This is a genomic window from Arthrobacter sp. M71 S08, from assembly GCF_059089725.1.
Genome location: NZ_JBNHEY010000002.1, coordinates 293,769 through 314,414 on the forward strand (window position 1 = coordinate 293,769; position 20,646 = coordinate 314,414).

Sequence of the window (20,646 nt, forward strand, 5' to 3'; positions counted from 1 at the left end):
GTAGCCCACTACAGTGTTGACTGTTCGAACAGCGCGCGAACCGCCAGCCGGTCGGGCTTGCCGCTGGGCAGCGTGGGCAATTTGTCGAGGGTCAGCACGATTTTCGGTGCCGCGTGGGACCCAAGATGCTCCTGCGCGTGCTGCCGCACCGCGTCCGGATTGACTGAGCCGACGACGGCGGCAGCCACCTGAGCGCCCCACTCCGGGTGCGGGATGCCAAGCACCAGCGCTTCGCTGACTCCCGCCAGGCCCTCGATGACGCTGGCCACTGCGACTGCTGAGACCTTGAGACCGCCGGTGATGATGACGTCGTCCACGCGTCCATGAACGGTGAGGACGCCGTTGTTGATGGTGCCGTCGTCGTCAGTGCGGAACCAGCGGCGCCCCGAGTTGAACGGGAACTTCTCCCGGGTCAGCTCCGGCTGGCCCAGGTAACCGTCAGCCAGGACGGGCCCGCTGATCCAGAGCCGGCCCTCTTCGTTGGTGAGTTCCACACCGTCGAGGGGGACGCCGTCGTACACGCAGCCTCCGCAGGTCTCGCTCATGCCGTAGGTGCGGACGATTTTCAGGCCGTGCGCACGGGCTCTGCTGCGAAGTGCGTCGGTGACGGCCGCACCTCCGAGCAGGATCGCGTTGAACCGCTGGAGCACCTTGATGGTTTCCGGCGCCGGATCCTCCAGCAGGCGGTGCAGCTGGGTGGGCACCAGGGACGTGAAGCGCACCTTGTCGGTCAGTTCACCGGCGGCTTCAGTGAAACGTTCCGGGCTGAAGCTTCCACTTAGGTCCATGGCCCACGGACGGGTTCCCGCGTACAGGGAACGAACCAGGACCTGGAATCCGGCGACGTAGTGCACCGGGAGGGTGAGCAGCCACTGACCCTCGGACTTGAGTGCATAGGCGGTGCCCATGGCAGACGCGGAAAGCGCATCGACGCTGAGCATGGTCTGCTTCGGGTTGCCCGTGGAGCCGGACGTGCTGAGCACCGCAGCGATTTCGTCGTTCGGAAGTTCGCCGTCGAAGCTCTGGTGCTCGTCAGCATGCGGCGCAACCGCTGGTCCCTCGCCTGCGAGGGCTGACGCCAGCGGGGGGAGCAGGGTATGCGGATCGAAGCCGGACGGGGTATGAACGGGCAGGAGTTCCATGGGCGCCTAGAAGTAGTAGGGGAAGCTGGACCAGTCGGGGCTGCGTTTCTCGAGGAACGCTTCCTTGCCCTCGACGGCCTCATCGGTCATGTAGGCCATGCGGGTGGCTTCACCGGCGAAGACCTGCTGCCCGGCCAGGCCGTCGTCGGGCAGGTTGAAGGCGAACTTGAGCATGCGGATAGCCTGCGGGCTCTGCCTTGCGATGTCTGCCGCGTACTCAAGCGCGACTTCCTCGAGCCGTTCGTGGTCAACGGCTTCGTTCACTGCTCCCATGGCGACCATGTCCTCGGCGGAGTACTCACGTGCGAGAAAGAAGATTTCGCGGGCGCGCTTCTGCCCGATCTGACGGGCGAGGAGGGCCGACCCGTAGCCGGCGTCGAAGCTGCCCACCGTCGCATCGGTCTGCTTGAACCTGCCGTGCTGCCGTGAGGCGATCGTCAGGTCCGCCACCACATGGAGGCTGTGGCCGCCGCCTGCCGCCCAGCCGTTAACGACGGCGATGACCACCTTCGGCATGGTCCGCATCAACCGCTGGACCTCGAGGATGTGGAGGCGCCCGGCACGTGCGGGGTCGATGGTTTCCCGGGTTTCGCCCTCTGCGTAGCGGTAGCCGTCCCGCCCGCGGATCCGCTGGTCGCCGCCTGAGCAGAACGAGTGACCGCCGTCCTTGGGGGAGGGGCCGTTACCTGTGAGGAGGACCGTCGCGACGTCCGGGGTCATGCGGGCATGATCCAGCGCCCGGTACAGCTCATCCACGGTGCCCGGACGGAAAGCGTTACGAACCTCCGGCCGGTTGAACGCGATGCGGACGGTGGGCAGGTCCCGCGACGCGGCGCCGTCGTTATGGCTGGGTTCTACCTGGCTGTGTTCCACCTGACGGTGGTAGGTGATGTCCTGAAGGTTCTCGAACCCCTCCACGAGCCGCCAGCGGGCAGGGTCAAAGACATCGGATACCTGGGCAGGAAGGTCTGTGGTCACCAATCGAGTCTAGCTTCGAGGGCGGGGGTGACTTCAAAGTGCTTCCTGCCTAGCTCACACAGAATTCATTGCCCTCAGGGTCAGCCATGGTGTACCAGACGTGTGGACCCTCATTGCCCTGGTACAGGAAGCGCGCCCCGCGGCTCTCCAGTGCGGCACGAACGGTGTCCCTGTCATCGCCGTTGAGGCTGATGTCGAGGTGGATGCGGTCTTTGACCGTCTTTGGTTCCGGAACTTTCATGAACAGGATGCGCTGGCGACCTTTCTTGCCTTTTTCTTCCGGACGGCACACCGCCTCGCCGGTGCTCCAGACGCGAACGCCGTTGTGCTCGATGAGGTCACTCTGCTGTGCGTACCCTTCTGCGAGCATCTTGTCGATGAAATCCTGGTCCGTCGGCTCAACCTCCCATCCGAGGGTTTCTGCCCACCAGTCAGCCTGGGTATGGGGATCTGCGCTGTCGACTACTACCTGAATGTTGTACGTCATGGCTCTCAGCGTAGGAACGGCTGCAACCCCGATCCAGTGCATTCCGGACATGCCCTGTCCGCTATTCCGGTGGCGGTTGCCGCAGGAGGGTCTGGACCGGAACGGCGGGGAGGACTAGCGTGACACCCACCCGCCGGAGTGGCCGGCGTCCGCTGAAGGAGGAAGCATGGCGAACCATACGTACAGCATTTCCGAGGTTGTCGGCACATCACCGGACGGGGTGGACGCAGCCGTGACCAACGCGGTGACGCACGCGGCCAAGACGCTCCGGAACCTCGACTGGTTCGAGGTCAAGGAGATCCGGGGGCATTTGGCGGATGGCGCCGTCGCTGACTGGCAGGTGACCGTCAAGCTGGGCTTCCGTCTGGAGAACTGACCGTGAGCCAGCCGAACAGTTGACGAAATACGCAACACACAACCCCCTTGCGGTTTGAACCCGCAACGGTATTCTCGCCGGCGTTGAGCTCGCCCCGATGCGCCATTCCGGGGCAGCTCCGCCGGCGCTTCTTTCGCCTTGGTTGACCGCCCCGGCACCCCGTGCGATTCTTTATAGAACGAACGGTCGGTAATTGTGCCGCCCTCAGCGTGACGCGCTGACGATGATGACGATGATGACGGAGGCTGGCATGGCCGAGGCTTTTCTGGTGGGCGGGGTTCGCACCCCTGTGGGACGGTACGGTGGAGCGCTTTCGGCGGTCCGGCCGGACGATCTCGCAGCGCTCACTCTCCGTGAACTGGTCCACCGCTCGGGGCTGGATCCCGAGGCTGTAGACGAAGTCATCCTCGGCAACGCCAACGGCGCCGGCGAGGAAAACCGCAACGTCGCCCGCATGGCCACCCTGCTCGCGGGTCTGCCGGACACCATCCCGGGGATCACGGTGAACCGGCTGTGCGCATCCGGGCTGTCGGCCATCATCATGGCCTCGCACATGATCAAGGCGGGTGCTGCCGACGTCGTCATCGCCGGTGGTGTCGAGTCCATGAGCCGCGCACCCTGGGTGATGGAAAAGCCGACGACGGCGTTCGCCAAGCCCGGCGCAGCCTTCGACACCTCGATCGGGTGGCGCTTCACCAATCCGACCTTCGCGGCACAGGAGAAGACCACCTACTCGATGCCGGAGACGGCAGAGGAAGTGGCCCGCGTTGACGGCATCACCCGCGAGGACGCCGACACCTTCGCCTTCCGCTCACACCAGCGCGCGGTCGCGGCGACAGAAGCCGGCCGGTTCGCAGACGAGATCGTCCCGGTCAACACCACACACGGCAAGAAGAACGTCACCGTTGACACCGATGAGGGACCACGGCCGGACACCACCCTCGAGGTACTCGCCGGACTGAAACCGGTGGTGACCAAGGACGGCGTGGTAACCGCCGGAAACTCCAGCTCCCTCAACGACGGCGCGTCCGCCGTGATCGTCGCGTCTGAAGCGGCACTCACCCGGCTCGGCCTGACGCCCCGAGCCCGGATCGTCACCGGCGCCTCAGCGGGAGTGCCCCCGGAAATCATGGGCATCGGCCCGGTTCCGGCAACGCAGAAGATCCTGGAACTCTCGGGTCGCTCCATCGGCGACCTCGACGCCGTCGAACTCAATGAAGCTTTCGCCACCCAGTCCCTCGCCTGTATCCGCAGGCTCGGGCTGGACGAGGAAATCGTCAACCGCGACGGCGGCGCGATCGCACTGGGGCACCCGCTCGGTTCCTCCGGTTCGCGTCTCGCGGTCACCCTCATGGGCCGCATGGAGCGGGAGGGCGGACGCCTTGGCCTCGCCACCATGTGCGTCGGTGTGGGGCAGGGAACCGCCATGCTCCTGGAGCGTGTGTAGTGCAAACCCTGAAAATTGACGACGGCGGCGACCGCCTGAGCGTCCAGCTCCACCGCCCCGACGTCCGAAACGCGATCGACCAGCGGATGGTCGTCGAGCTGCACGAAGTGTGCGACGACCTCGAGCGCACTCCGCGGATCCTCATTCTCTCCGGAACGGGCGGCGTGTTCGCCTCCGGCGCCGACATTGCACAGCTGAAGGAACGACGGCGCGAAGACGCCCTGGCCGGAATCAACTCGACGCTGTTCTCCCGGATCGCGGGCCTGCCTATGCCGGTCATCGCCGCCCTGGACGGTTACGCACTCGGTGGCGGCGCCGAACTCGCCTTCGCCGCCGATTTCCGGATCGGTACTCCCGAACTCAAGATCGGGAATCCGGAGACCGGCCTCGGCATCCTGCCCGCGGCCGGCGCCACGTGGCGGTTGCGCGAGCTTGTCGGAGAGCCGCTCGCAAAGGAGATCCTGCTTGCGGGCAGGGTGATGAACGCCGACGAGGCCCTCGCCGTCCGGCTCATCAGCGAGATCCATCCGGCTGAGGAGTTGCTGCAGGCTGCCCACCGGCTCGCGGACCGCATTGCCCGCCAGGATCCGCTGGCAACCCGAATCACCAAAGCCGTGTTCCACGCGCCGCGCGAGGCCCACCCCATGATCGACCAGCTCGCGCAGGGCATCCTGTTCGAGTCCGAGGCGAAGTTCGAGCGCATGCAGGCATTCCTGACAAGGAAAGACACAGACCGGAAGAAGGAACATTGACCACACAGCGCAGTCAGGCCATTCCTTCCAAGGTCGGCGTCCTCGGCGGCGGGCGTATGGGCGCGGGTATCGCGCACGCGTTCTGTGTGGCGGGAGCCGCCGTCGTCGTCGTTGAACAGAACGACGACGCCGCGGAGGCCGCGCGAGGACGCATCACCGCAGCGCTAGATCGCAGCATCGCCAAAGGGACCACGCAGGAGAGCCTCGACGCGCTGTCGACAAGGCTGGAGGTGGCGACCGACTACTCCGCGTTCGGGCCGTGCGGCCTGGTGGTCGAAGCCGTGCCGGAGGACCTTGGCCTGAAAACCGCGGCACTGCGCGGTGTAGAGGAGCAGCTCGACGACGACGCCTGGCTCGCAACGAACACCTCCTCCCTGTCCGTCGGCGAACTCGCCGGCGTCCTGCGGCGGCCGGACCGGTTCTGCGGCCTGCATTTCTTCAATCCCGTGCCCGCGTCGACGCTCATTGAGGTTGTGCTCGCGCCCTCTACGTCGGCTGAACTGGCCGAGAAGGCACGCGGGTGGGCTGATGCCCTGGGGAAGACGCCTGTTGTGGTCAAGGACGCTCCGGGATTCGCCAGTTCCCGCCTGGGCGTTGCGATTGCCCTGGAGGCGATGCGGATGGTCGAGGAAGGTGTCGCATCCGCCGAAGACATCGATACGGCGATGGTTCTCGGTTACAAGCACCCCGTTGGTCCGCTGAGGACAACCGACATTGTGGGCCTCGACGTGCGGCTGGGAATTGCCGAATACCTGGCCTCGACCCTCGGCGAACGGTTCACTCCGCCGCAGGTTCTCCGGGACAAAGTAGAGCGCGGGGAGTTGGGACGGAAGTCCGGCCAGGGGTTCTTCACCTGGGACGAGTGACCGTAGCGCGAAAGCCTTGCCCGCACGAGGGCCAAAAGGGCTAAGGTACTGGAATGAGCGAGCGGACGACCTTGGTGGACAAGCCGTTGATCGGACCTGTTGATGCGCCTGAGCTCCATGTCATGACGTACAATATCCGACGCCGGGTGGCTCATGTGAACCCCTGGAGCCACGATTACTGGGGCCGCAGGGAACCGTTGGTCCGCCGCCTGCTCGCGGCTGAGCAGCCCACTATTCTCGGCGTGCAGGAAACACTTCCTGACCAGTTGCCGGCGATCCTCGAGAGTCTCGGAGACAGGTACCGGAGCATCGGCCGTGGCCGCAATGCCGACGGTGACGGCGAACAGTGCCCGATTGTCTACGACGCTGACCGGCTGGAACTGCTCGACTGGGATCAGGACGCCTTGTCCACTACTCCGGACACGCCGGGCTCAAACGATTGGGGAAACCTTATTCCCCGCGTCGTGGTGACCGGCCGCTTCCGGGATCGGGACACAGGCAAGGAAGTCACAGTGGTCAACACGCATCTTGACCACATGTCCCGCAAGTCGCGCCAGCGGTCGGCGGAGGCGATCAGGTTGCTCGTTTCGCGGACGGAGGGCGCCGTCGTCGTCATGGGCGACTTCAATACCGGCGCCGCGTCGCAGCCCTATGAGGAGCTGACCAACGGCGAGGTGCTCGCTGATGCCTGGGACGCCGCGCAGAAGCGGGTAACCGATCTCTGGGGCACTTTCCCGCACTACCGCGCGCCGAAGCAGGGGACCAAGCGGATCGACTGGCTGATGGTGAACCGGGGCGTCACTGTGGTGGAAGCGGGCATCAACACCACGCGCTACAACGGCGCGTGGCCGTCAGACCACACGCCGGTGCAGGCGACCATCACGATCGATTAGTCGATCCGTTAGTAGAGCGCGTGCCGGATCTCGTGAAGGTACCCGTTCTTGTAGCCCTTCGCGGTGGGATGGAGGGCGGCCGGGTCCGTGAATGGCTGGATCCACGGGTGCGGTGAACCGAGGCCGTGCCCGTCGAAGCGCTCGACGACGTCAACGTAGGTGAAGCCCGTGGCTTCGGCCTGGGCGCGGAAGACGGCGTTGAGTGCATCGGTGCCGTCGTTGAGGATCTGCTGTTCGACCGGGGTGAGGACCAGTGGCGGCACTGGCGCGCCCGTCGGATCCAGAACGGGGGCGCCTGTGACCGGATCGATGACTGGGATGGTGATCGTGGTGCCGAACTCCGGCGAGAACAGGTGCGGGTAGCCCGTCACGAGCACTTCGGCGTTGGGAGCCAAGCGGTTGATCTCGCCGTAGAGCCCTGCCAGCTGCGTGGCAAGCCCGGTTTGTGCTCCGAACACTGCCGCGCCGACGGTTTGTTCGCAGACCACAGGTCCCTGTCCGCAGGCGAGGATCACGTCAAGGTACCGCACGTCATTACCGCCAACCGTCAGAGTCACGAGGTCTGTGTCGGATGAGTTTCATCGCATCAAGATACGCCTGAATCCCGAATTCGAAAATAGGGTTTCGGCGAGCCTTGCCAGCCTCGCCGAAGAGGTACATCCTAGTTCTCACCGACACCTCAACGCGGGAGGGAAAGTGGGCCCGGAACCCGATGCAGAGGCCGTCGCGGAGCGTGTCTTCAACGCGGCACTCGGCACCATGGACATCCTCGCCATCCACCTCGGTGACCGGCTCGGCTGGTATCGGAGCCTGGCAAACGATGGCCCTGCGTCTGCGGCCGAACTGGCACAGCGCACGGGTACTTCCGAACGGTATGCCGTGGAATGGCTCGAGCAGCAGGCCATCACCGGCCTCCTGACTGTGAACTCCGACGACGGCGACAAGCCCCGCTTCACTCTGCCTCCCGGTGCCGCTGAGGTGCTGACCGACAGCAGCAGCCTCAACTTCCTCGCTCCACTGGCACGGATGCTCGCGGGTGCTGCCGTGCAGCTCCCTGCGCTGCAAGCGGCGTACCGTGACGGAAAGGGGGTCAGCTGGCAGCAGTTCGGCGATGACGCCCGTCTATCGCAGGCTGATATGAACCGGCCGTGGTTTGAACGGGAACTTGCTAATGCCCTGAGCCAGGCACCTGACGTAGTTGCCCGACTGCAGGTACCCGAGGCTTCGATCGCAGACATCGGCTGCGGCGCCGGCTGGTCGACGATCGCGCTCGCCCGGACCTTCCCCTCAGCGCGGGTCACCGGGTTCGATATTGACGCGGCTTCGATCGATCTCGCACGGACCAATGCATCCGCCGCAGGGAGCAGCGTGGATTTCCAGCACATCGACGCGGCGGGGCTGCCCGGGCAGCAGTTCGACGCGGTATTCGCCTTCGAGTGCATCCATGACATGCCCTACCCGGTTGACGTTCTGTCAGCGGCTCGCAGGTCGCTCCGTGCCGGCGGAAGCGTCATCGTCATGGATGAGGCCGTCGCGGAAGCCTTCGCTCCACCCGGTGATGAGGTTGAGCGACTCATGTATGGATTCAGTCTGCTGATCTGCCTGCCTGACGGCATGGCTCACCCCAGCAGCGCCGGCACCGGAACCGTCATGCGGCCGGACACCCTGCGCCGGTATGCCTCGGCAGCCGGATTCAGCGACGTTCGGGTCCTGCCCATTGGGGACTTCGGGTTCTTCCGCTTCTACGAGTTGTTGCCCTAACGGCCTCGTTGCCGCTTGTTACCCTGAAACATGGCTTCGATTGATCTGGATCACTTGCGCCGGAACGGCGTGAGCCGGACGGTTCCATGGCAGGGCGCGGTCAATGCGCGGGACCTCGGCGGCGTCAGCCCGGACATCCGCCCCGGAAGGCTGTACCGGATGGGCCGCCAAGAATGGTTGACGGACGCCGGGTGGCAACAGGCATACGACGACGGCGTCCGCACCGTTGTGGACCTGAGGAACCCGGGGGAGCGCGGACGGCGGGACACTGATCCCGTGATCAACCCAGCCGTCCTGGACCGCTTCCGGGTCATCAACTGCCCGACCGAGGACCAATCCGATGAGGAGTTCATGCGGCTGGTCGGCCCTTACCTGAGCACCCCCGAGTACTACCTGGAGAACCTTCGCCGGTGGCCGGAGAAGATTGCCGCGGTGGTGCGCGTCATCGCGGAGTCGGAGGGCGCCGTCGTCGTGCATTGTTCCGCCGGGCGGGACCGGACCGGCCTGGTGACCGCGGTGCTGCTGGCGCTCGCCGGCGCAACGCACGAGGACATTGCCGACGACTACGCGCTGGCCGTGCACGGCATCAACGAGCACCACCGTGCGCAGGAGAAGCCGCACGAGAGGCCGAAATCACCCGAGGAACTGCACGAGTGGATCTCGCACACCCGCGCGCATCTGCTCGAGCTGCTGGAGGGTTTCGACGCTGAGGCCTACCTGCGGGATGCCGGGCTGTCGCAGGCGGAGCTGGATGCGGTTCGCGCCCGGCTGACTTCCCAGGACTAATCCTTCCCGGGTGTCTTCTCGAGCAGCAGGTTGGTGATGCGCAGGGTGCAGAGGCGGCCGCCGCCGTCGTTGGTTATCAGCACCTCATGGGTGGTGAGGGTGCGCCCGAGATGAATCGGGGTCGCGGTAATGGTGATGGTGCCGCTGCGTGCGGACCTGTGGTGCGTCGCTGAAACGTCCACCCCCACGGCGGTCTTGCCCAGTGTGCTCGCGTGAATCACGGCGGCCCAGGAGCCGACGGCCTCGCCGACCGCGAGCGACGCTCCACCGTGTAGCAGGCCGAACGATTGCCGGTTTCCCTCCACCGGCATCGTCGCTACGACCCGCTCAACGGACTGTTCGAGGATTTTCACACCCATCTTCTCGTCGAGTTCGCCGAGGGTGATTTGCCAGGGTTCGCCGGTCACTTAAGGGCTCCTTGTGGGGTGTGGGCGGATCGCGCGTTCATGTACTCTGGACATATTACCGAACGTCCGTTCAGTAATGTTTGTTCAGACACCTCCGTGAGCTTCCGAACGCGAAAGGTCAACGATGACTTCGACCGCCCTCAGCGTGGACATTGTCCCCAGCTTCATCCGCGACGCCTGGTGGGCCCCTGACCAGCACACATTGTCCGCAGACAACACCGCCGAGGTCCGGGATGCCAGCACCGGCGAGCTGCTCGCCCTGGTGAGCACGAGCGGCCTGGACGTCGCAGACGTCGTGGATTACGCCCGCACCACCGGGCAGGCAGAGTTGGGGGAGTTCACCTTCCACCAGCGTGCGCTGAAGCTCAAGGCGCTTGCCCAGTTCCTGAACGACCGTCGTGCGCAGCTCTATGAGCTTTCTGCCCGGACCGGCGCAACGAAGATCGACTCGATGGTGGATATCGACGGCGGTATCGGGGTCCTGTTCACCTTTGGTTCCAAGGGCCGGCGGGAGTTGCCCAACTCCCAGGTTGTCATCGACGGGCCGGTGGAGGTCTTGTCGAAGGACGGGTCTTTCATCGGCGAGCACATCTACACCCGCATCCCCGGGGTGGCCGTTCAGATCAACGCCTTCAACTTCCCGGTCTGGGGGATGCTTGAGAAGCTTGCACCGGCATTCCTGGCCGGCGTGCCGACCATCGTGAAGCCCGCGACGCCGACCGGTTACCTCACGGCCGCCGTCGTGAAGCTCATCATCGAGTCGAACATCCTTCCGACGGGTTCTCTGCAGCTCATTTCCGGGCCTGCCCGCGACGTTCTGGATCACCTTGATTACCGCGACCTGGTGTTGTTCACGGGGTCGGCGTCCACGGCGAACAAGCTGAAGTCCCACGAGAACGTGACGACCGGCGGAGTGCGCTTCTCATCCGAGACTGATTCCCTCAATGCCGCGATCCTCGGTGAGGACGCAGTGCCGGGCACACCCGAGTTCGACGCCTTCATCAAGTCCCTCGTGACGGAAATGACCGTCAAGGCGGGCCAGAAGTGCACCAGCATCCGCCGGACACTGGTTCCGAAGGCGGTGGTGAACGACGTCGTTGCTGCCGCCCGCGACCGCATTGAGCAGCGCGTCACGCTCGGCGATCCGCGCGCGGAGGGAGTCACCATGGGCGCGCTCGCGTCGGTGGAGCAGTTGCGGGGTGTGCGCGAGGCAGTGGAGTCCATGCTCGCGGCCGGCGGTGAGCTCGCGTACGGAACGCTCGACTCTCCCCGCGTGACACACGCCGACGGCACCGTGGATGTGGCTGAGGAAGGCGCGTTCATGGCTCCGGTTCTTTTGACCTGGGAGAATGCAGACGCCGTCGAACTTCACACGGTTGAGGCTTTCGGTCCCGTCGCCTCGGTGGTGGGCTACGACGACGTCCCCCATGCCGTGCGCCTGGCCGCCATGGGGGAGGGTTCGCTCGTGGCGACGGTCTGCACGAACGATCCGTCCATCGCCCGCGAACTCGTGACCGGCATTGCCGCCCACCATGGCCGCGTCCTTCTGCTGAACCGTGAGGATGCGCGGTCATCAACCGGGCACGGCTCACCCGTGCCGCACCTGGTGCATGGCGGGCCGGGCCGCGCCGGTGGTGGTGAGGAACTCGGAGGTATCCGATCCGTGCTGCACCACATGCAGCGCACAGCCCTGCAGGGTTCGCCGAACATGCTCACCGCGATCACCGGCGTCTGGCATGCCGGGGCTGACAGAAACTTCGATGAGGAACATCCGTTCCGGAAGAACCTTGAGACACTGCGTATCGGCGACGCGGTGCGGTCCGACCTGCGTCAGGTAACTCTCGAGGACATCACGGCGTTCGCGAACACGACGGGCGACAAGTTCTACGCGCATACCAACGAGGAAGCCGCGGCCGCCAATCCGTTCTTTCCTGGCATTGTGGCGCACGGGTACCTGCTGCTCTCCTGGGGTGCAGGGCTGTTCGTTGAGCCTGCGCCGGGGCCCGTCCTCGCGAACTATGGCCTGGAAAACCTGCGGTTCATTACCCCCGTTGCGGCCGGTGACTCTATCCGCGTGACGCTGACGGCGAAGCGCATCACCCCGCGCGAGGATGAGGAGTACGGCGAGGTGGCCTGGGACGCGGTGCTCACGAACCAGGACGACGAGATCGTGGCCACCTACGATGTGCTGACCCTCGTGGAGAAGTAACCCCTCGTCTCCGCGGGCGCAGCCCCTCCCGCCCCACCTCGACAGTCCACCGGGATTCAGATGAGGCTGCCGCGATACAGGCTAGGACCAGGGCGTGACAGGCTTTTCCTGGTGTGCGCCGTCAACCAACACATCGACCCGCTCGTCGAAGAAGCACACGAGGCCGTGGATCTGGTTTGCGTCCGGGAAGCGTGAATCGTACTGCCAGGCGATGTCCTGACCCTTCGGCGACTCCGGGTAAGAGAAGTAGCTCGCTTGCCCCTTGTAGGGACATACCGTCCTGGTCGCGCTTGGCTCAAGCACATCGAACCGCACATCCTCGGGAGGGATGTACAGGCGAGGGGGCAGGAACGTTTCGTACAGCAGGGCAGCGCGCGACGTCTCGGCGAGTGTGGTGCCTCCCATCTGCACCGTGACCTGTTGGGACGAACGGCGGATGTCGATGCGATGGAACGGATCGCGCGGATGTCCGATGATCGATTCGTCGTCTTCCCGCCAGTCCATCGCGTCGAAGTCGAGCAGGATGTACCCCGCGAGTGCAGCGTCGTCGGGACGAAAGGCAGCATGTGGCCGGGTAGAGCCGCCCGCAGTGACGGTCAATGGGGTACCGGTCGTCGTGTGCCGGCTGAAGGGCGTCCGGGGGTCCAGAACAGGGGGGCCCTCCAGCATGAGGGCGACGGGGTACTCCTCGCCGATCCGTTGGTCCGCATCCGCGGGCGAGAGTTCCGCCTGCAGATCCTCCTCCGGCACCGCGAAAATCGGTGTGACCCGCTTGGGCTCCCAGACAAGCAGCGCCCGGCGGGTGTCGACGATCGAATTGCCGTCGAGGTCACCACGAACCCGTTTAAGGGTGGGCTCGTAACGAAGTTCGGAAAGCAGACCCAGCATCGTGTCGGAGAGCTTGGCGGTCATAGGATCAGGGTCCGCTCAGGGCGGGGATCAGTCAAGACCAAAAGGCATCAGGTGTGGTGGAGACCCTCGAACACCATGGCGATGACGTCGTCGGCAAGCTTCTCAGGAGTCAGCGGGCCGCCCGGTTTGTACCACTCGACCACCGAGTTGATGGTGCCGAACAGCAGCCTCGTGGTGGTGCGCGGGTCGATGTCCTTGCGGATGGACCCCTCGGACCGGGCCGCCTCAACAAGTGCCGCTACCTGACGGTCAAACGTACGACGGCGCTCGAGGGCTTCGCGCTCAACCTCCGTATTGCCGCGTAACCGCAGCAGGAGCGTCACGAAGGGCAGCCGCTCGGTCAGCACTGCAATGGTGCCGCGCAGCACGTACTCAAGCCGCTGATCCGCCTTGCCGGAGGTTGCTTCGGCTTTTGTCAGGACAGCCTCGAGTCCGCCGAGTGCGTGGTCCAGGGCAAGTCGCAGCAGGTCACCCTTCGAGGGCACGTGATGATAGATTGCCGACTTGCTGATGCCCAGGTTCTCGGCGAGGACACCCATGGACGTCGCCTCATAGCCATGCCGGTTGAAAACGTCGACGGCGATGTTGAGAACGGTCTGCTGATCATATCCGGGGCGTCCGCGGCGGGTAGCGGCCTGTGGGCTGGGCATACGGGCTATTTTCGCATGAACGTTCGGTCAGACCAGGCAGCGGACATCATGCTGTTACGCCTTCGGACGCAGGTCGTAGATCCGCTTCAACTTGCCGCTTGAGCGCGCCAGCGATCCGCTTTCCACGACGGAGACGGCGCAGCTTGAACCGATGTGGATCTTGATCTGCTCGCTGAGCTGGGATGCCGCCGCTTCAGCCTCATTGGCGCTAACACCTTCACGCGGCTCGATCCGCACGGTCAACTGGTCCATGCGTTGCCCCTCAGGGCGTGTGAGCTCAAGCTGGAAGTGCGGGCTCAGCGCGGGGATGCGCAGCGCGATCTCCTCAATCTGCGTGGGGAAAAGGTTCACTCCACGCAGGATGATCATGTCGTCGCTGCGTCCCGTGATGCGGTCCATGCGCCGCATGCCGGGGCGTGCGGTACCGGGGAGCAGGCGGGTCAGATCATGGGTGCGGTAGCGGATGATCGGCAACGCTTCCTTGGTGAGGGAGGTGAACACGAGCTCCCCGGACTGGCCGTCGTCGAGCACTGCGTCAGTGAAGGGGTCGATGATTTCCGGGCGGAAGTGATCTTCCCAGATGTGGGAGCCGTCCTTCGTCTCAACGCATTCACCCGCGACGCCGGGGCCCATCACCTCAGACAGGCCATAGATGTCACAGGCATCGAAGCCCATCCGCTGCTGAAGCTCCAGGCGCATCTGGTTGGTCCACGGCTCGGCACCAAGCACGGCGGTCTTCAGCGAGGTGCTCTGCGGATCGATCCCCGCAGCCACCATCGCGTCAAGGATGGTCAGCAGGTAGGTCGGAGTACTGAGGATGGCGTCCGGTTCGAAGTCCCGAATGAGCTGCACCTGGCGTTCGGTCTGCCCGCCCGAGATGGGGATAACAGTGCAGCCGAGCCTTTCAGCACCGGCATGAGCCCCAAGGCCGCCGGTGAACAGCCCGTAGCCGTACGCGTTGTGGACCTTGTGCCCCTTCTTCACACCGCTGGCACGCAGGCACCGCGCTACAAGGGACGCCCATCGGTCCAGATCCCCGGTTGTGTAGCCGACCACGGTAGGCCGCCCGGTCGTGCCGGAGGACGCATGGATACGCGCCACCCGTTCCTGGGGAACGGCGAACATTCCGAAGGGATACGTCTGACGGAGATCTTCCTTGGTGGTGTAAGGGAATTTGGCGAGGTCGGAGAGTCCGCGCAGGTCGGTGGGGTGGACGCCGGCGTCATCGAACTTCTGACGGTACAGATCCACATTCTCGTACGCGTACTTGACCGTCCACTGCAGCCGCTCAAGCTGGAGCTCCTCGATACGGGCCCGGTCGTAACTCTCCTCGGGATCCCAGGTGGCTGCTTCCGCTGCGGTTGCCTTGATGGCCGTGGTGGTCATGCTTTCCTCGTTCCGGACGCGTCTTCCGACTGGGGCAGGTTCTGATTACGGCGGTTCGGGACCGTGCGGGAGCGACCACGGAACAGGGCGACGAGGCGCTCGCTGTCGGGGCCGCCGCCCTCATCGCTTGCCGTGATGGTGATGTCATAGATGCCGCTGCGCCCGGCGCCGGCACTTCTGTCCGCCACCGCCGTGAGGCGTTCACCGGGCATTGCCGAGGACAGGAAGTTGATGTCGACGCCGGAGGCAACAGTGATGGTGTCGGTCTCACCGACGGGATTGCAGGCAAGGGCGAAGGCGGTGTCGGCGAAGGCGAAGATCATTCCGCCGTGGGCAATGCCGAAGCCGTTGAGCATTTCCTCGCGCACGCGCATGGTTGTGGTGGCGTGCCCGTCGGCAAGGCGCAGTACCTCGATGCCGAGCCAGTGAGAGGCGTAGTCCTTCTCCAGCATGGGGTGAACAGGGCGGACGTCAGTGTCCTTCATGGAGGCCTCTCGAGATTTATTTACCGATCGTTCATTAGGTAATACCTCGAGGGCCTCCACTGTCAAGCAAATGAAGGCACTATGGCGTCATCCTGACCCCGGGATCTAGCCCGCGACGCCGGCCTGTGAAAGCACCCTCGTAGCGCCGAGTGCGTCAGCGACGAACGCGTAGTCCCAAGCGACGTCCTTCCACTGCTCATACCGCCCGCTCGCGCCGCCATGGCCGCCGTCCATCTCGGTCTTGAGGACAATGGGCTGGCTGCCGGTCGTGACCTCGCGCAGCCGTGCCACCCACTTGGCGGGCTCCACGTAGAGCACACGGGTGTCATTGAAGCTCGTCACAGCAGCGATTCGCGGGTATGCCGTCCCGCGGATGTTTTCGTACGGGGTGTATTCCTTCATGTACCGGTAGACGTTGGAGTCGGTGATGGGGTTGCCCCACTCCTCCCACTCCAGCGCCGAGAGCGGAAGGTCTGGATCCAGAATGGTTGTCAGGGCGTCGACGAACGGAACCTGCGCGACGATTGCGCAGTACTTCTCGGGTGCCAGGTTGGCCACCGCACCCATCAGGAGCCCACCGGCGGAACCGCCGATCGCCGCGATCCGGTTCGGGTCCACCCAGCCTGACTCGGCCAGATACGTGGTGGCGTCCACGAAATCTGTGAAGGTGTTCTTCTTTGCGAGCTTCTTTCCGCCCTCGTACCAGGTACGCCCCATCTCGCCGCCGCCACGGATGTGCGCGACGACGAAGATGATCCCCCGGTCGAGCACAGAGAGGCGCGAAATGGAGAACCCAGGATCCATGCTGATTTCATAGCTGCCGTAGGCATAGACGACGGCGGGGTTGGTGCCGTCCTGCTGAAGGTCACGACGGCGAAGCACCGACAGCGGGATCTGCGTTCCGTCCGCTGCCGTTGCCCACTGGCGCTCGGCGACGTACTCCTCCGACCGGTAGCCGCCGCGCACTTCCGTCTCCTTGCGCAGGGTCAGAACACCGCCGTCGAGCAGGTAGTCATACACACGCGGCGGCGTGAAGTAGGAGGCGTAGGAAAGCCGGATCATGGGAGATTCGAACTCGGCGCCGGCGAGGTTGCAGGTGTACAGCGATTCGTCGAAGGTGGGCTCTGTCAGCAACGGCTGGGCGGGTGTGCCGAGGCCTTCGCGCGGCAGGATCTGCACGCGCATGGTGGTGTCCTTCCGCACTGAAACCAGCACATGTGTGGCGGTGACGGTGGCGCCGTGAACGCGGACCGCGTCGTCATGCGCCACTACGGTCAGCCACTCCTGCTGCGCGAGCGGGCGCTCGAACTGCTCCGCGCGAACGAGGCTCACCATCGAATTTTTCGCGCCATGATCATGGGTCAGCAGGTAGTGGAGCCGGCCCTCGATGCGCAGGGGCTCAGGCTCGTAAAGAACGCGTTCAGAACGCGGGATCAGGGTGGTGAGGCCGGCTTCCTGGTTCTCGAGATCCAGCACGCGGTACTCGCTGTACTCCGAGCAGCCGATGCCGATGAGGAGCTGCGTGCGGTCGGCGGAAAGGTCGAAGCCGGTCCACATCGCGACGTCGTCCTCCTGGTACACCAGGACGTCCTGTTCGACGGCGGTGCCAAGCCGGTGGGATCTCACCTGATAGGGGCGCCAGCTGTCATCGACGACGGTGTAAAACACCTGGGATCCGTCCGGTGAGAAAGCCACACCGTAGAAGACATTGGGAATCTCATCGGGCAGCAGCTCCCCGGTACGAAGGTCTTTCAGCCTGAGAGTGAAGCGCTCATCCCCGGCGTTGTCCACGCTGAAGGCCAGCAGGTTTCCGTCCTCGCTCACGGAGAGTCCGCCGAGCGAAAAGAAGGGCTTGCCCTCCGCTTCGGCGTTGCCGTCGAGCAGCACCTGCTCGCCCTCGACGGGCCGTCCCGGCACGACCTCGGGCGGTGTCCAGTCCCTGGCGATATCGCCGGTGTCCGTCGCGCGTACCCGGCAGTGGATGCTGTACTGCTTTCCCTCTTCGGTGCGGGAGTAGTACCACCAGTCCTTCTTGCGGGCGGGGACGGAGAGGTCCGTTTCCTGGGTGCGGTTCTTGATCTCGTTGAAGATGTCCTGCCGCAAGCCTTCCTGCCCGGCGGTCACGGCCTCGGTGTAGGCGTTCTCGGCCTTGAGGTGCTCAACGACCTCCGGGGAGTCCTTGGCGCGCAACCATTCGTAAGGGTCGATTACGGTGTCGCCGTGGTGGGTGCGTTCGGTGGGAACCTTCTTGGCAACGGGAGGGGTGAAAGTCATGGCACTATCCTGCCAGAGGGACAGGCGCGTCAGCTGGTTGAAGTTCAGGGCGGGGGATTACGCTGACAGGGCGGCGCTCAAAGGGAGCTGAGCCGAAAACTACGGCGACGGCGGCGCGGCAGGGGAGCCGATATGGCAATGACTTCGCAGGCAGGACCCGCGACCACCAGTGACGTTCCAGAGTCGCTGGTCGTCTATGCTGCTGCGCACTGGCTCGCCCCGCGCGTGCTGGCGTGGGACCTTCCGGATGCTCCGACGGGGTCCTCGTACCGCCTCTACCACTCGCCCGACGGCGGCCTGGAGATGGTGGACGGAGCGGTCACGGGCGGTGACTACTTTGACCTGAAACGCAGCGCCGACGCCCTGGACCCGGAGCTGGCGGCTGCGTCCCCGCACCTGAGATCCTTCGAGACGTTGACCCTCCCGAAAAAGGCGGCACGGCGGGCGAAGCCCCTGTTGAAGGGCGAGCTGCTCGCCGTTCAGATCGGTGCCGACGGATCGGTGCTGCAGGCGACAGGAGTGCAGGTCCCCCGCGTCCTCGATTCTCTGTACCGGAGTGCCCGCAAGCGCGCGCTCGGTCTCAGCTGGAAAGGACGGCGTCCCCGCTTCGCCCTGTGGGCCCCGACTGCCCGCCAGGTGCACATCCACGTGTACCGGGAGGGATCCGGCGGGGAGCCTGTGGCTACCGTCCCCCTGAATGAAGAGAACGACGGCGTCTGGTCCCTTAACGGCAAGAAGGGCTGGAAAGACGCCTACTTCCTCTACGAGGTTCAGGTCTACGTACCTGAAACCGGAAAAGTGGAGAACAACCTCGTCACCGATCCCTACAGTGTGGGCCTGTCCACCAACTCCGAACGAAGCCTGATCGTCAATCTGGACGACCCGGAGCTGGCACCCACTGGCTGGGATTCCCTGGCGAAGCCCGCCCTAACCCGGCCAGTAGACCTGTCCATCTACGAACTGCACGTGCGAGACTTCTCGATCAGCGACATCACGGTTCCCGTGGAACGGCGCGGCACCTATGCGGCCTTCGCCGAAAGTGGCAGCGACGGGATGAAGCGCCTGGCGGAACTCGCGGACGCCGGCCTCAACGCCGTCCATCTCCTGCCCCTGAACGACATCGCAACCATAGAGGAGCGCCGGGACGCACAGGCACAGCCGCAGTGCGATCTTGCGGGCTTCGCTCCCGACAGCGAGGAGCAGCAGGCCTGTATCTCCGCCGTCGCAGGCAGGGACGGATTCAACTGGGGTTATGACCCGCTGCACTACACCGTGCCGGAAGGCTCCTACTCCACCAACCCCGAAGACGCCACCCGTATCCGCGAGTTCCGCGACATGGTGGCGGTCCTGAACAGCACAGGGCTCCGTGTAATCCAGGACGTGGTCTACAACCACACCGCCGGCGCCGGCCAGCAATCGAGCAACAACCTCGACCGCATCGTCCCGGGTTACTTCCACCGGCTGAACCCGGCCAGTGGAGCCGTCGAGACGTCGACCTGCTGCCCCAACACCGCCACTGAGAATGCCATGATGGGCAAGCTCATGGTGGATTCCGTGGTGACCCTCGCGCGCACCTACAAGTTGGACGGATTCCGCTTTGACCTGATGGGCCACCACAGCAAGCAGAACATGCTGGACGTGCGTGCCGCCCTCGACGAACTGACCCTCAAACGGGACGGCGTCGACGGCAAGGGCATCTATGTTTACGGCGAAGGCTGGAACTTCGGTGAGGTGGTAGACAACGCCCGGTTCGAGCAGGCAACCCAGGCGAACATGGCAGGCACGGGCATCGGAACCTTCAACGACCGGCTTCGCGACGCAGTGCGCGGAGGAGGACCCTTCGACCAGGACCCGCGCGTGCAGGGCTTCGGTTCCGGGCTCTGGACCCATCCCAACGGTGCGGGGGTCAGCGGCACACCTGAGGAAGAGCGCGCCCGTCTGCTGCTGAACCAGGACCAGATCAAGGTAGGGCTCACCGGAAACCTGCGGGACTACACCTTTACAGACCGAACCGGGGCCCGGGTGGCGGGCGGGGACGTTCACTCGAACGGCAGCCCGGCCGGTTATACGGCCGATCCGCAGGAGGCCATCACCTACGTCGAGGCCCACGACAACGAAACCCTGTTCGACAGTCTCGCTTTCAAGCTGTCCCCGGGAACTTCGATGGCCGAGCGGATCCGCTTCCAGACCCTCTCGCTCAGCATCACGGCCTTCGGGCAGGGTGTGTCCTTCTGGCACGCCGGGGGAGAGGCGCTGCGCAGCAAGTCGCTGGATCGCAACAGCTACGACTCGGGTGACTGGTTCAATCTTCTGGACCACACCGGTACGGAGAACGGCTTCGGCCGTGGATTGCCGCCACGCCAGGACAACGCCGACAAGTACGCGTTCATGCGGCCCCTGCTGGCGGACCCTGCACTCAAGCCGGGTCCGGCGGACATCGGCGCTGCGCGCGATCAGGCGCTGTCCCTGCTCCAGATCCGCAAGAGCACGCCGCTGTTCCATCTGGGCACGGCTGAACTTGTGCAGCAGAAGGTGTCGTTCCCAACCGGCGGGCCGGACCAGACCCCGGGCGTGATCGTCATGCACATTGACGACACCGCCGGACCGGATATGGATGGGGAGCGGACCGGCGTCGTCGTTGTTTTCAATGCGTCAGCCACCGCCACCACGCAAACGGTCCCGGCAGCTGTCGGGCAGTCCTTCGGACTGCACCCGGTGCAGCTGGACGGCTCGGATGAGATTGTGAAGGATGCAACGTTCGACTCATCGACGGGCAGCTTCACCGTCCCGCCGCTCACGGTTGCGGTATTCGAAGCGAAGTAGTAGCTAACCCAA

Annotated in this window: 19 protein-coding genes; 9 read left to right on the forward strand and 10 right to left on the reverse strand. The window is 64.8% G+C overall.

The window, feature by feature from the left end:
* Window positions 1-8: 8 nt before the first annotated feature.
* The 3 genes from AC5RTB_RS05255 to AC5RTB_RS05265 are packed head-to-tail and all read right to left on the reverse strand — an operon-like array spanning window position 9 to window position 2,607.
* The gene (locus tag AC5RTB_RS05255) at window positions 9-1,142 is read right to left on the reverse strand and encodes an AMP-binding protein (RefSeq protein ID WP_494060025.1); all 1,134 of its coding nucleotides are present in this window, start codon (window positions 1,140-1,142) and stop codon (window positions 9-11) included.
* A 6-nt stretch (window positions 1,143-1,148) separates the two neighbouring features.
* Window positions 1,149-2,120 carry a 1,4-dihydroxy-2-naphthoyl-CoA synthase gene (locus tag AC5RTB_RS05260; protein WP_494060026.1) on the reverse strand — a complete coding sequence of 324 codons (972 nt, stop codon included), beginning with the start codon at window positions 2,118-2,120 and terminating at the stop codon, window positions 1,149-1,151.
* A 49-nt stretch (window positions 2,121-2,169) separates the two neighbouring features.
* A complete protein-coding gene (locus AC5RTB_RS05265) occupies window positions 2,170-2,607 on the reverse strand; it encodes a VOC family protein (protein ID WP_494060027.1) in 438 nt (145 codons plus the stop codon).
* A gap of 166 nt (window positions 2,608-2,773) precedes the next feature.
* On the opposite strand from AC5RTB_RS05265, the gene AC5RTB_RS05270 reads away from it, so the two are divergent.
* The 5 genes from AC5RTB_RS05270 to AC5RTB_RS05290 all read left to right on the forward strand — a co-directional run bounded on the left by AC5RTB_RS05270 (window position 2,774) and on the right by AC5RTB_RS05290 (window position 6,941).
* Window positions 2,774-2,983, forward strand: coding sequence for a dodecin (locus AC5RTB_RS05270; protein ID WP_494060028.1), 210 nt, complete (start codon window positions 2,774-2,776; stop codon window positions 2,981-2,983).
* A 250-nt stretch (window positions 2,984-3,233) separates the two neighbouring features.
* Complete coding sequence (locus tag AC5RTB_RS05275) at window positions 3,234-4,430, forward strand: thiolase family protein (protein ID WP_494060029.1); 1,197 nt, start codon at window positions 3,234-3,236, stop codon at window positions 4,428-4,430.
* The gene (locus AC5RTB_RS05280; RefSeq protein WP_494060030.1) at window positions 4,430-5,182 is read left to right on the forward strand and encodes an enoyl-CoA hydratase/isomerase family protein; all 753 of its coding nucleotides are present in this window, start codon (window positions 4,430-4,432) and stop codon (window positions 5,180-5,182) included. Before AC5RTB_RS05275 ends, AC5RTB_RS05280 begins: the two co-directional genes overlap by 1 nt.
* Window positions 5,179-6,048, forward strand: coding sequence for a 3-hydroxyacyl-CoA dehydrogenase family protein (locus AC5RTB_RS05285; RefSeq protein ID WP_494060031.1), 870 nt, complete (start codon window positions 5,179-5,181; stop codon window positions 6,046-6,048). The genes AC5RTB_RS05280 and AC5RTB_RS05285 overlap by 4 nt, the downstream gene beginning before the upstream one ends.
* A gap of 53 nt (window positions 6,049-6,101) precedes the next feature.
* Entirely contained in the window at window positions 6,102-6,941 is an 840-nt protein-coding gene (locus tag AC5RTB_RS05290; protein WP_494060032.1) for an endonuclease/exonuclease/phosphatase family protein, read from the forward strand.
* Window positions 6,942-6,949: 8 nt separating this feature from the next.
* On the opposite strand, the gene AC5RTB_RS05295 is transcribed toward AC5RTB_RS05290, so the two are convergent.
* Complete coding sequence (locus AC5RTB_RS05295; protein WP_494060033.1) at window positions 6,950-7,498, reverse strand: GDSL-type esterase/lipase family protein; 549 nt, start codon at window positions 7,496-7,498, stop codon at window positions 6,950-6,952.
* 139 nt (window positions 7,499-7,637) lie between these two features.
* Here AC5RTB_RS05295 and AC5RTB_RS05300 point away from each other — a divergent pair, with 139 nt between their 5' ends.
* Together AC5RTB_RS05300 and AC5RTB_RS05305 are read left to right on the forward strand one after the other, a co-directional pair.
* On the forward strand, window positions 7,638-8,702 hold the full coding sequence (locus AC5RTB_RS05300) for a class I SAM-dependent methyltransferase (protein ID WP_494060034.1): 1,065 nt from the start codon (window positions 7,638-7,640) through the stop codon (window positions 8,700-8,702).
* 30 nt (window positions 8,703-8,732) lie between these two features.
* Window positions 8,733-9,488, forward strand: a complete 756-nt coding sequence (locus AC5RTB_RS05305) for a tyrosine-protein phosphatase (protein ID WP_494060035.1) — start codon at window positions 8,733-8,735, stop codon at window positions 9,486-9,488.
* Here the strand turns inward: AC5RTB_RS05305 and AC5RTB_RS05310 are convergent.
* The gene (locus AC5RTB_RS05310) at window positions 9,485-9,847 is read right to left on the reverse strand and encodes a PaaI family thioesterase (protein ID WP_494060409.1); all 363 of its coding nucleotides are present in this window, start codon (window positions 9,845-9,847) and stop codon (window positions 9,485-9,487) included. The two genes, AC5RTB_RS05305 and AC5RTB_RS05310, sit on opposite strands and share 4 nt — an antisense overlap.
* A gap of 172 nt (window positions 9,848-10,019) precedes the next feature.
* Here AC5RTB_RS05310 and paaZ point away from each other — a divergent pair, with 172 nt between their 5' ends.
* Complete coding sequence (gene paaZ, locus AC5RTB_RS05315) at window positions 10,020-12,104, forward strand: phenylacetic acid degradation bifunctional protein PaaZ (protein WP_494060036.1); 2,085 nt, start codon at window positions 10,020-10,022, stop codon at window positions 12,102-12,104.
* Window positions 12,105-12,185: 81 nt separating this feature from the next.
* Here paaZ and AC5RTB_RS05320 read toward each other — a convergent pair whose 3' ends face one another.
* From AC5RTB_RS05320 to AC5RTB_RS05340, 5 genes are all read right to left on the reverse strand, one after another.
* Window positions 12,186-13,016, reverse strand: coding sequence for a DUF427 domain-containing protein (locus AC5RTB_RS05320; protein ID WP_494060037.1), 831 nt, complete (start codon window positions 13,014-13,016; stop codon window positions 12,186-12,188).
* A 47-nt stretch (window positions 13,017-13,063) separates the two neighbouring features.
* Window positions 13,064-13,666 carry a TetR/AcrR family transcriptional regulator gene (locus AC5RTB_RS05325; RefSeq protein ID WP_494060038.1) on the reverse strand — a complete coding sequence of 201 codons (603 nt, stop codon included), beginning with the start codon at window positions 13,664-13,666 and terminating at the stop codon, window positions 13,064-13,066.
* A gap of 54 nt (window positions 13,667-13,720) precedes the next feature.
* Window positions 13,721-15,052: a phenylacetate--CoA ligase PaaK gene (gene paaK / locus AC5RTB_RS05330; protein ID WP_494060039.1), complete on the reverse strand. Its 1,332-nt coding sequence runs from the start codon at window positions 15,050-15,052 to the stop codon at window positions 13,721-13,723.
* Window positions 15,049-15,537, reverse strand: coding sequence for a hydroxyphenylacetyl-CoA thioesterase PaaI (gene paaI, locus AC5RTB_RS05335; protein WP_494060040.1), 489 nt, complete (start codon window positions 15,535-15,537; stop codon window positions 15,049-15,051). Before paaI ends, paaK begins: the two co-directional genes overlap by 4 nt.
* 105 nt (window positions 15,538-15,642) lie before the next feature.
* Window positions 15,643-17,811, reverse strand: coding sequence for a S9 family peptidase (locus AC5RTB_RS05340; RefSeq protein WP_494060041.1), 2,169 nt, complete (start codon window positions 17,809-17,811; stop codon window positions 15,643-15,645).
* A 138-nt stretch (window positions 17,812-17,949) separates the two neighbouring features.
* On the opposite strand from AC5RTB_RS05340, the gene pulA reads away from it, so the two are divergent.
* A complete protein-coding gene (gene pulA / locus AC5RTB_RS05345) occupies window positions 17,950-20,634 on the forward strand; it encodes a pullulanase-type alpha-1,6-glucosidase (RefSeq protein WP_494060042.1) in 2,685 nt (894 codons plus the stop codon).
* Window positions 20,635-20,646: the final 12 nt, after the last annotated feature.

What these genes read in the sequence shown, in the direction of transcription:
- AC5RTB_RS05255 (WP_494060025.1), bottom strand. Translation starts at nt 1,142, where the DNA reads ATGGAACTCCTGCCCGTTCATACCCCGTCCGGCTTCGATCCGCATACC.
- AC5RTB_RS05265 (WP_494060027.1), bottom strand. Translation starts at nt 2,607, where the DNA reads ATGACGTACAACATTCAGGTAGTAGTCGACAGCGCAGATCCCCATACC.
- AC5RTB_RS05270 (WP_494060028.1), top strand. Translation starts at nt 2,774, where the DNA reads ATGGCGAACCATACGTACAGCATTTCCGAGGTTGTCGGCACATCACCG.
- AC5RTB_RS05275 (WP_494060029.1), top strand. Translation starts at nt 3,234, where the DNA reads ATGGCCGAGGCTTTTCTGGTGGGCGGGGTTCGCACCCCTGTGGGACGG.
- AC5RTB_RS05290 (WP_494060032.1), top strand. Translation starts at nt 6,102, where the DNA reads ATGAGCGAGCGGACGACCTTGGTGGACAAGCCGTTGATCGGACCTGTT.
- AC5RTB_RS05305 (WP_494060035.1), top strand. Translation starts at nt 8,733, where the DNA reads ATGGCTTCGATTGATCTGGATCACTTGCGCCGGAACGGCGTGAGCCGG.
- AC5RTB_RS05310 (WP_494060409.1), bottom strand. Translation starts at nt 9,847, where the DNA reads ATGGGTGTGAAAATCCTCGAACAGTCCGTTGAGCGGGTCGTAGCGACG.
- paaZ (WP_494060036.1), top strand. Translation starts at nt 10,020, where the DNA reads ATGACTTCGACCGCCCTCAGCGTGGACATTGTCCCCAGCTTCATCCGC.
- AC5RTB_RS05320 (WP_494060037.1), bottom strand. Translation starts at nt 13,016, where the DNA reads ATGACCGCCAAGCTCTCCGACACGATGCTGGGTCTGCTTTCCGAACTT.
- AC5RTB_RS05325 (WP_494060038.1), bottom strand. Translation starts at nt 13,666, where the DNA reads ATGCCCAGCCCACAGGCCGCTACCCGCCGCGGACGCCCCGGATATGAT.
- paaK (WP_494060039.1), bottom strand. Translation starts at nt 15,052, where the DNA reads ATGACCACCACGGCCATCAAGGCAACCGCAGCGGAAGCAGCCACCTGG.
- paaI (WP_494060040.1), bottom strand. Translation starts at nt 15,537, where the DNA reads ATGAAGGACACTGACGTCCGCCCTGTTCACCCCATGCTGGAGAAGGAC.
- AC5RTB_RS05340 (WP_494060041.1), bottom strand. Translation starts at nt 17,811, where the DNA reads ATGACTTTCACCCCTCCCGTTGCCAAGAAGGTTCCCACCGAACGCACC.
- pulA (WP_494060042.1), top strand. Translation starts at nt 17,950, where the DNA reads ATGACTTCGCAGGCAGGACCCGCGACCACCAGTGACGTTCCAGAGTCG.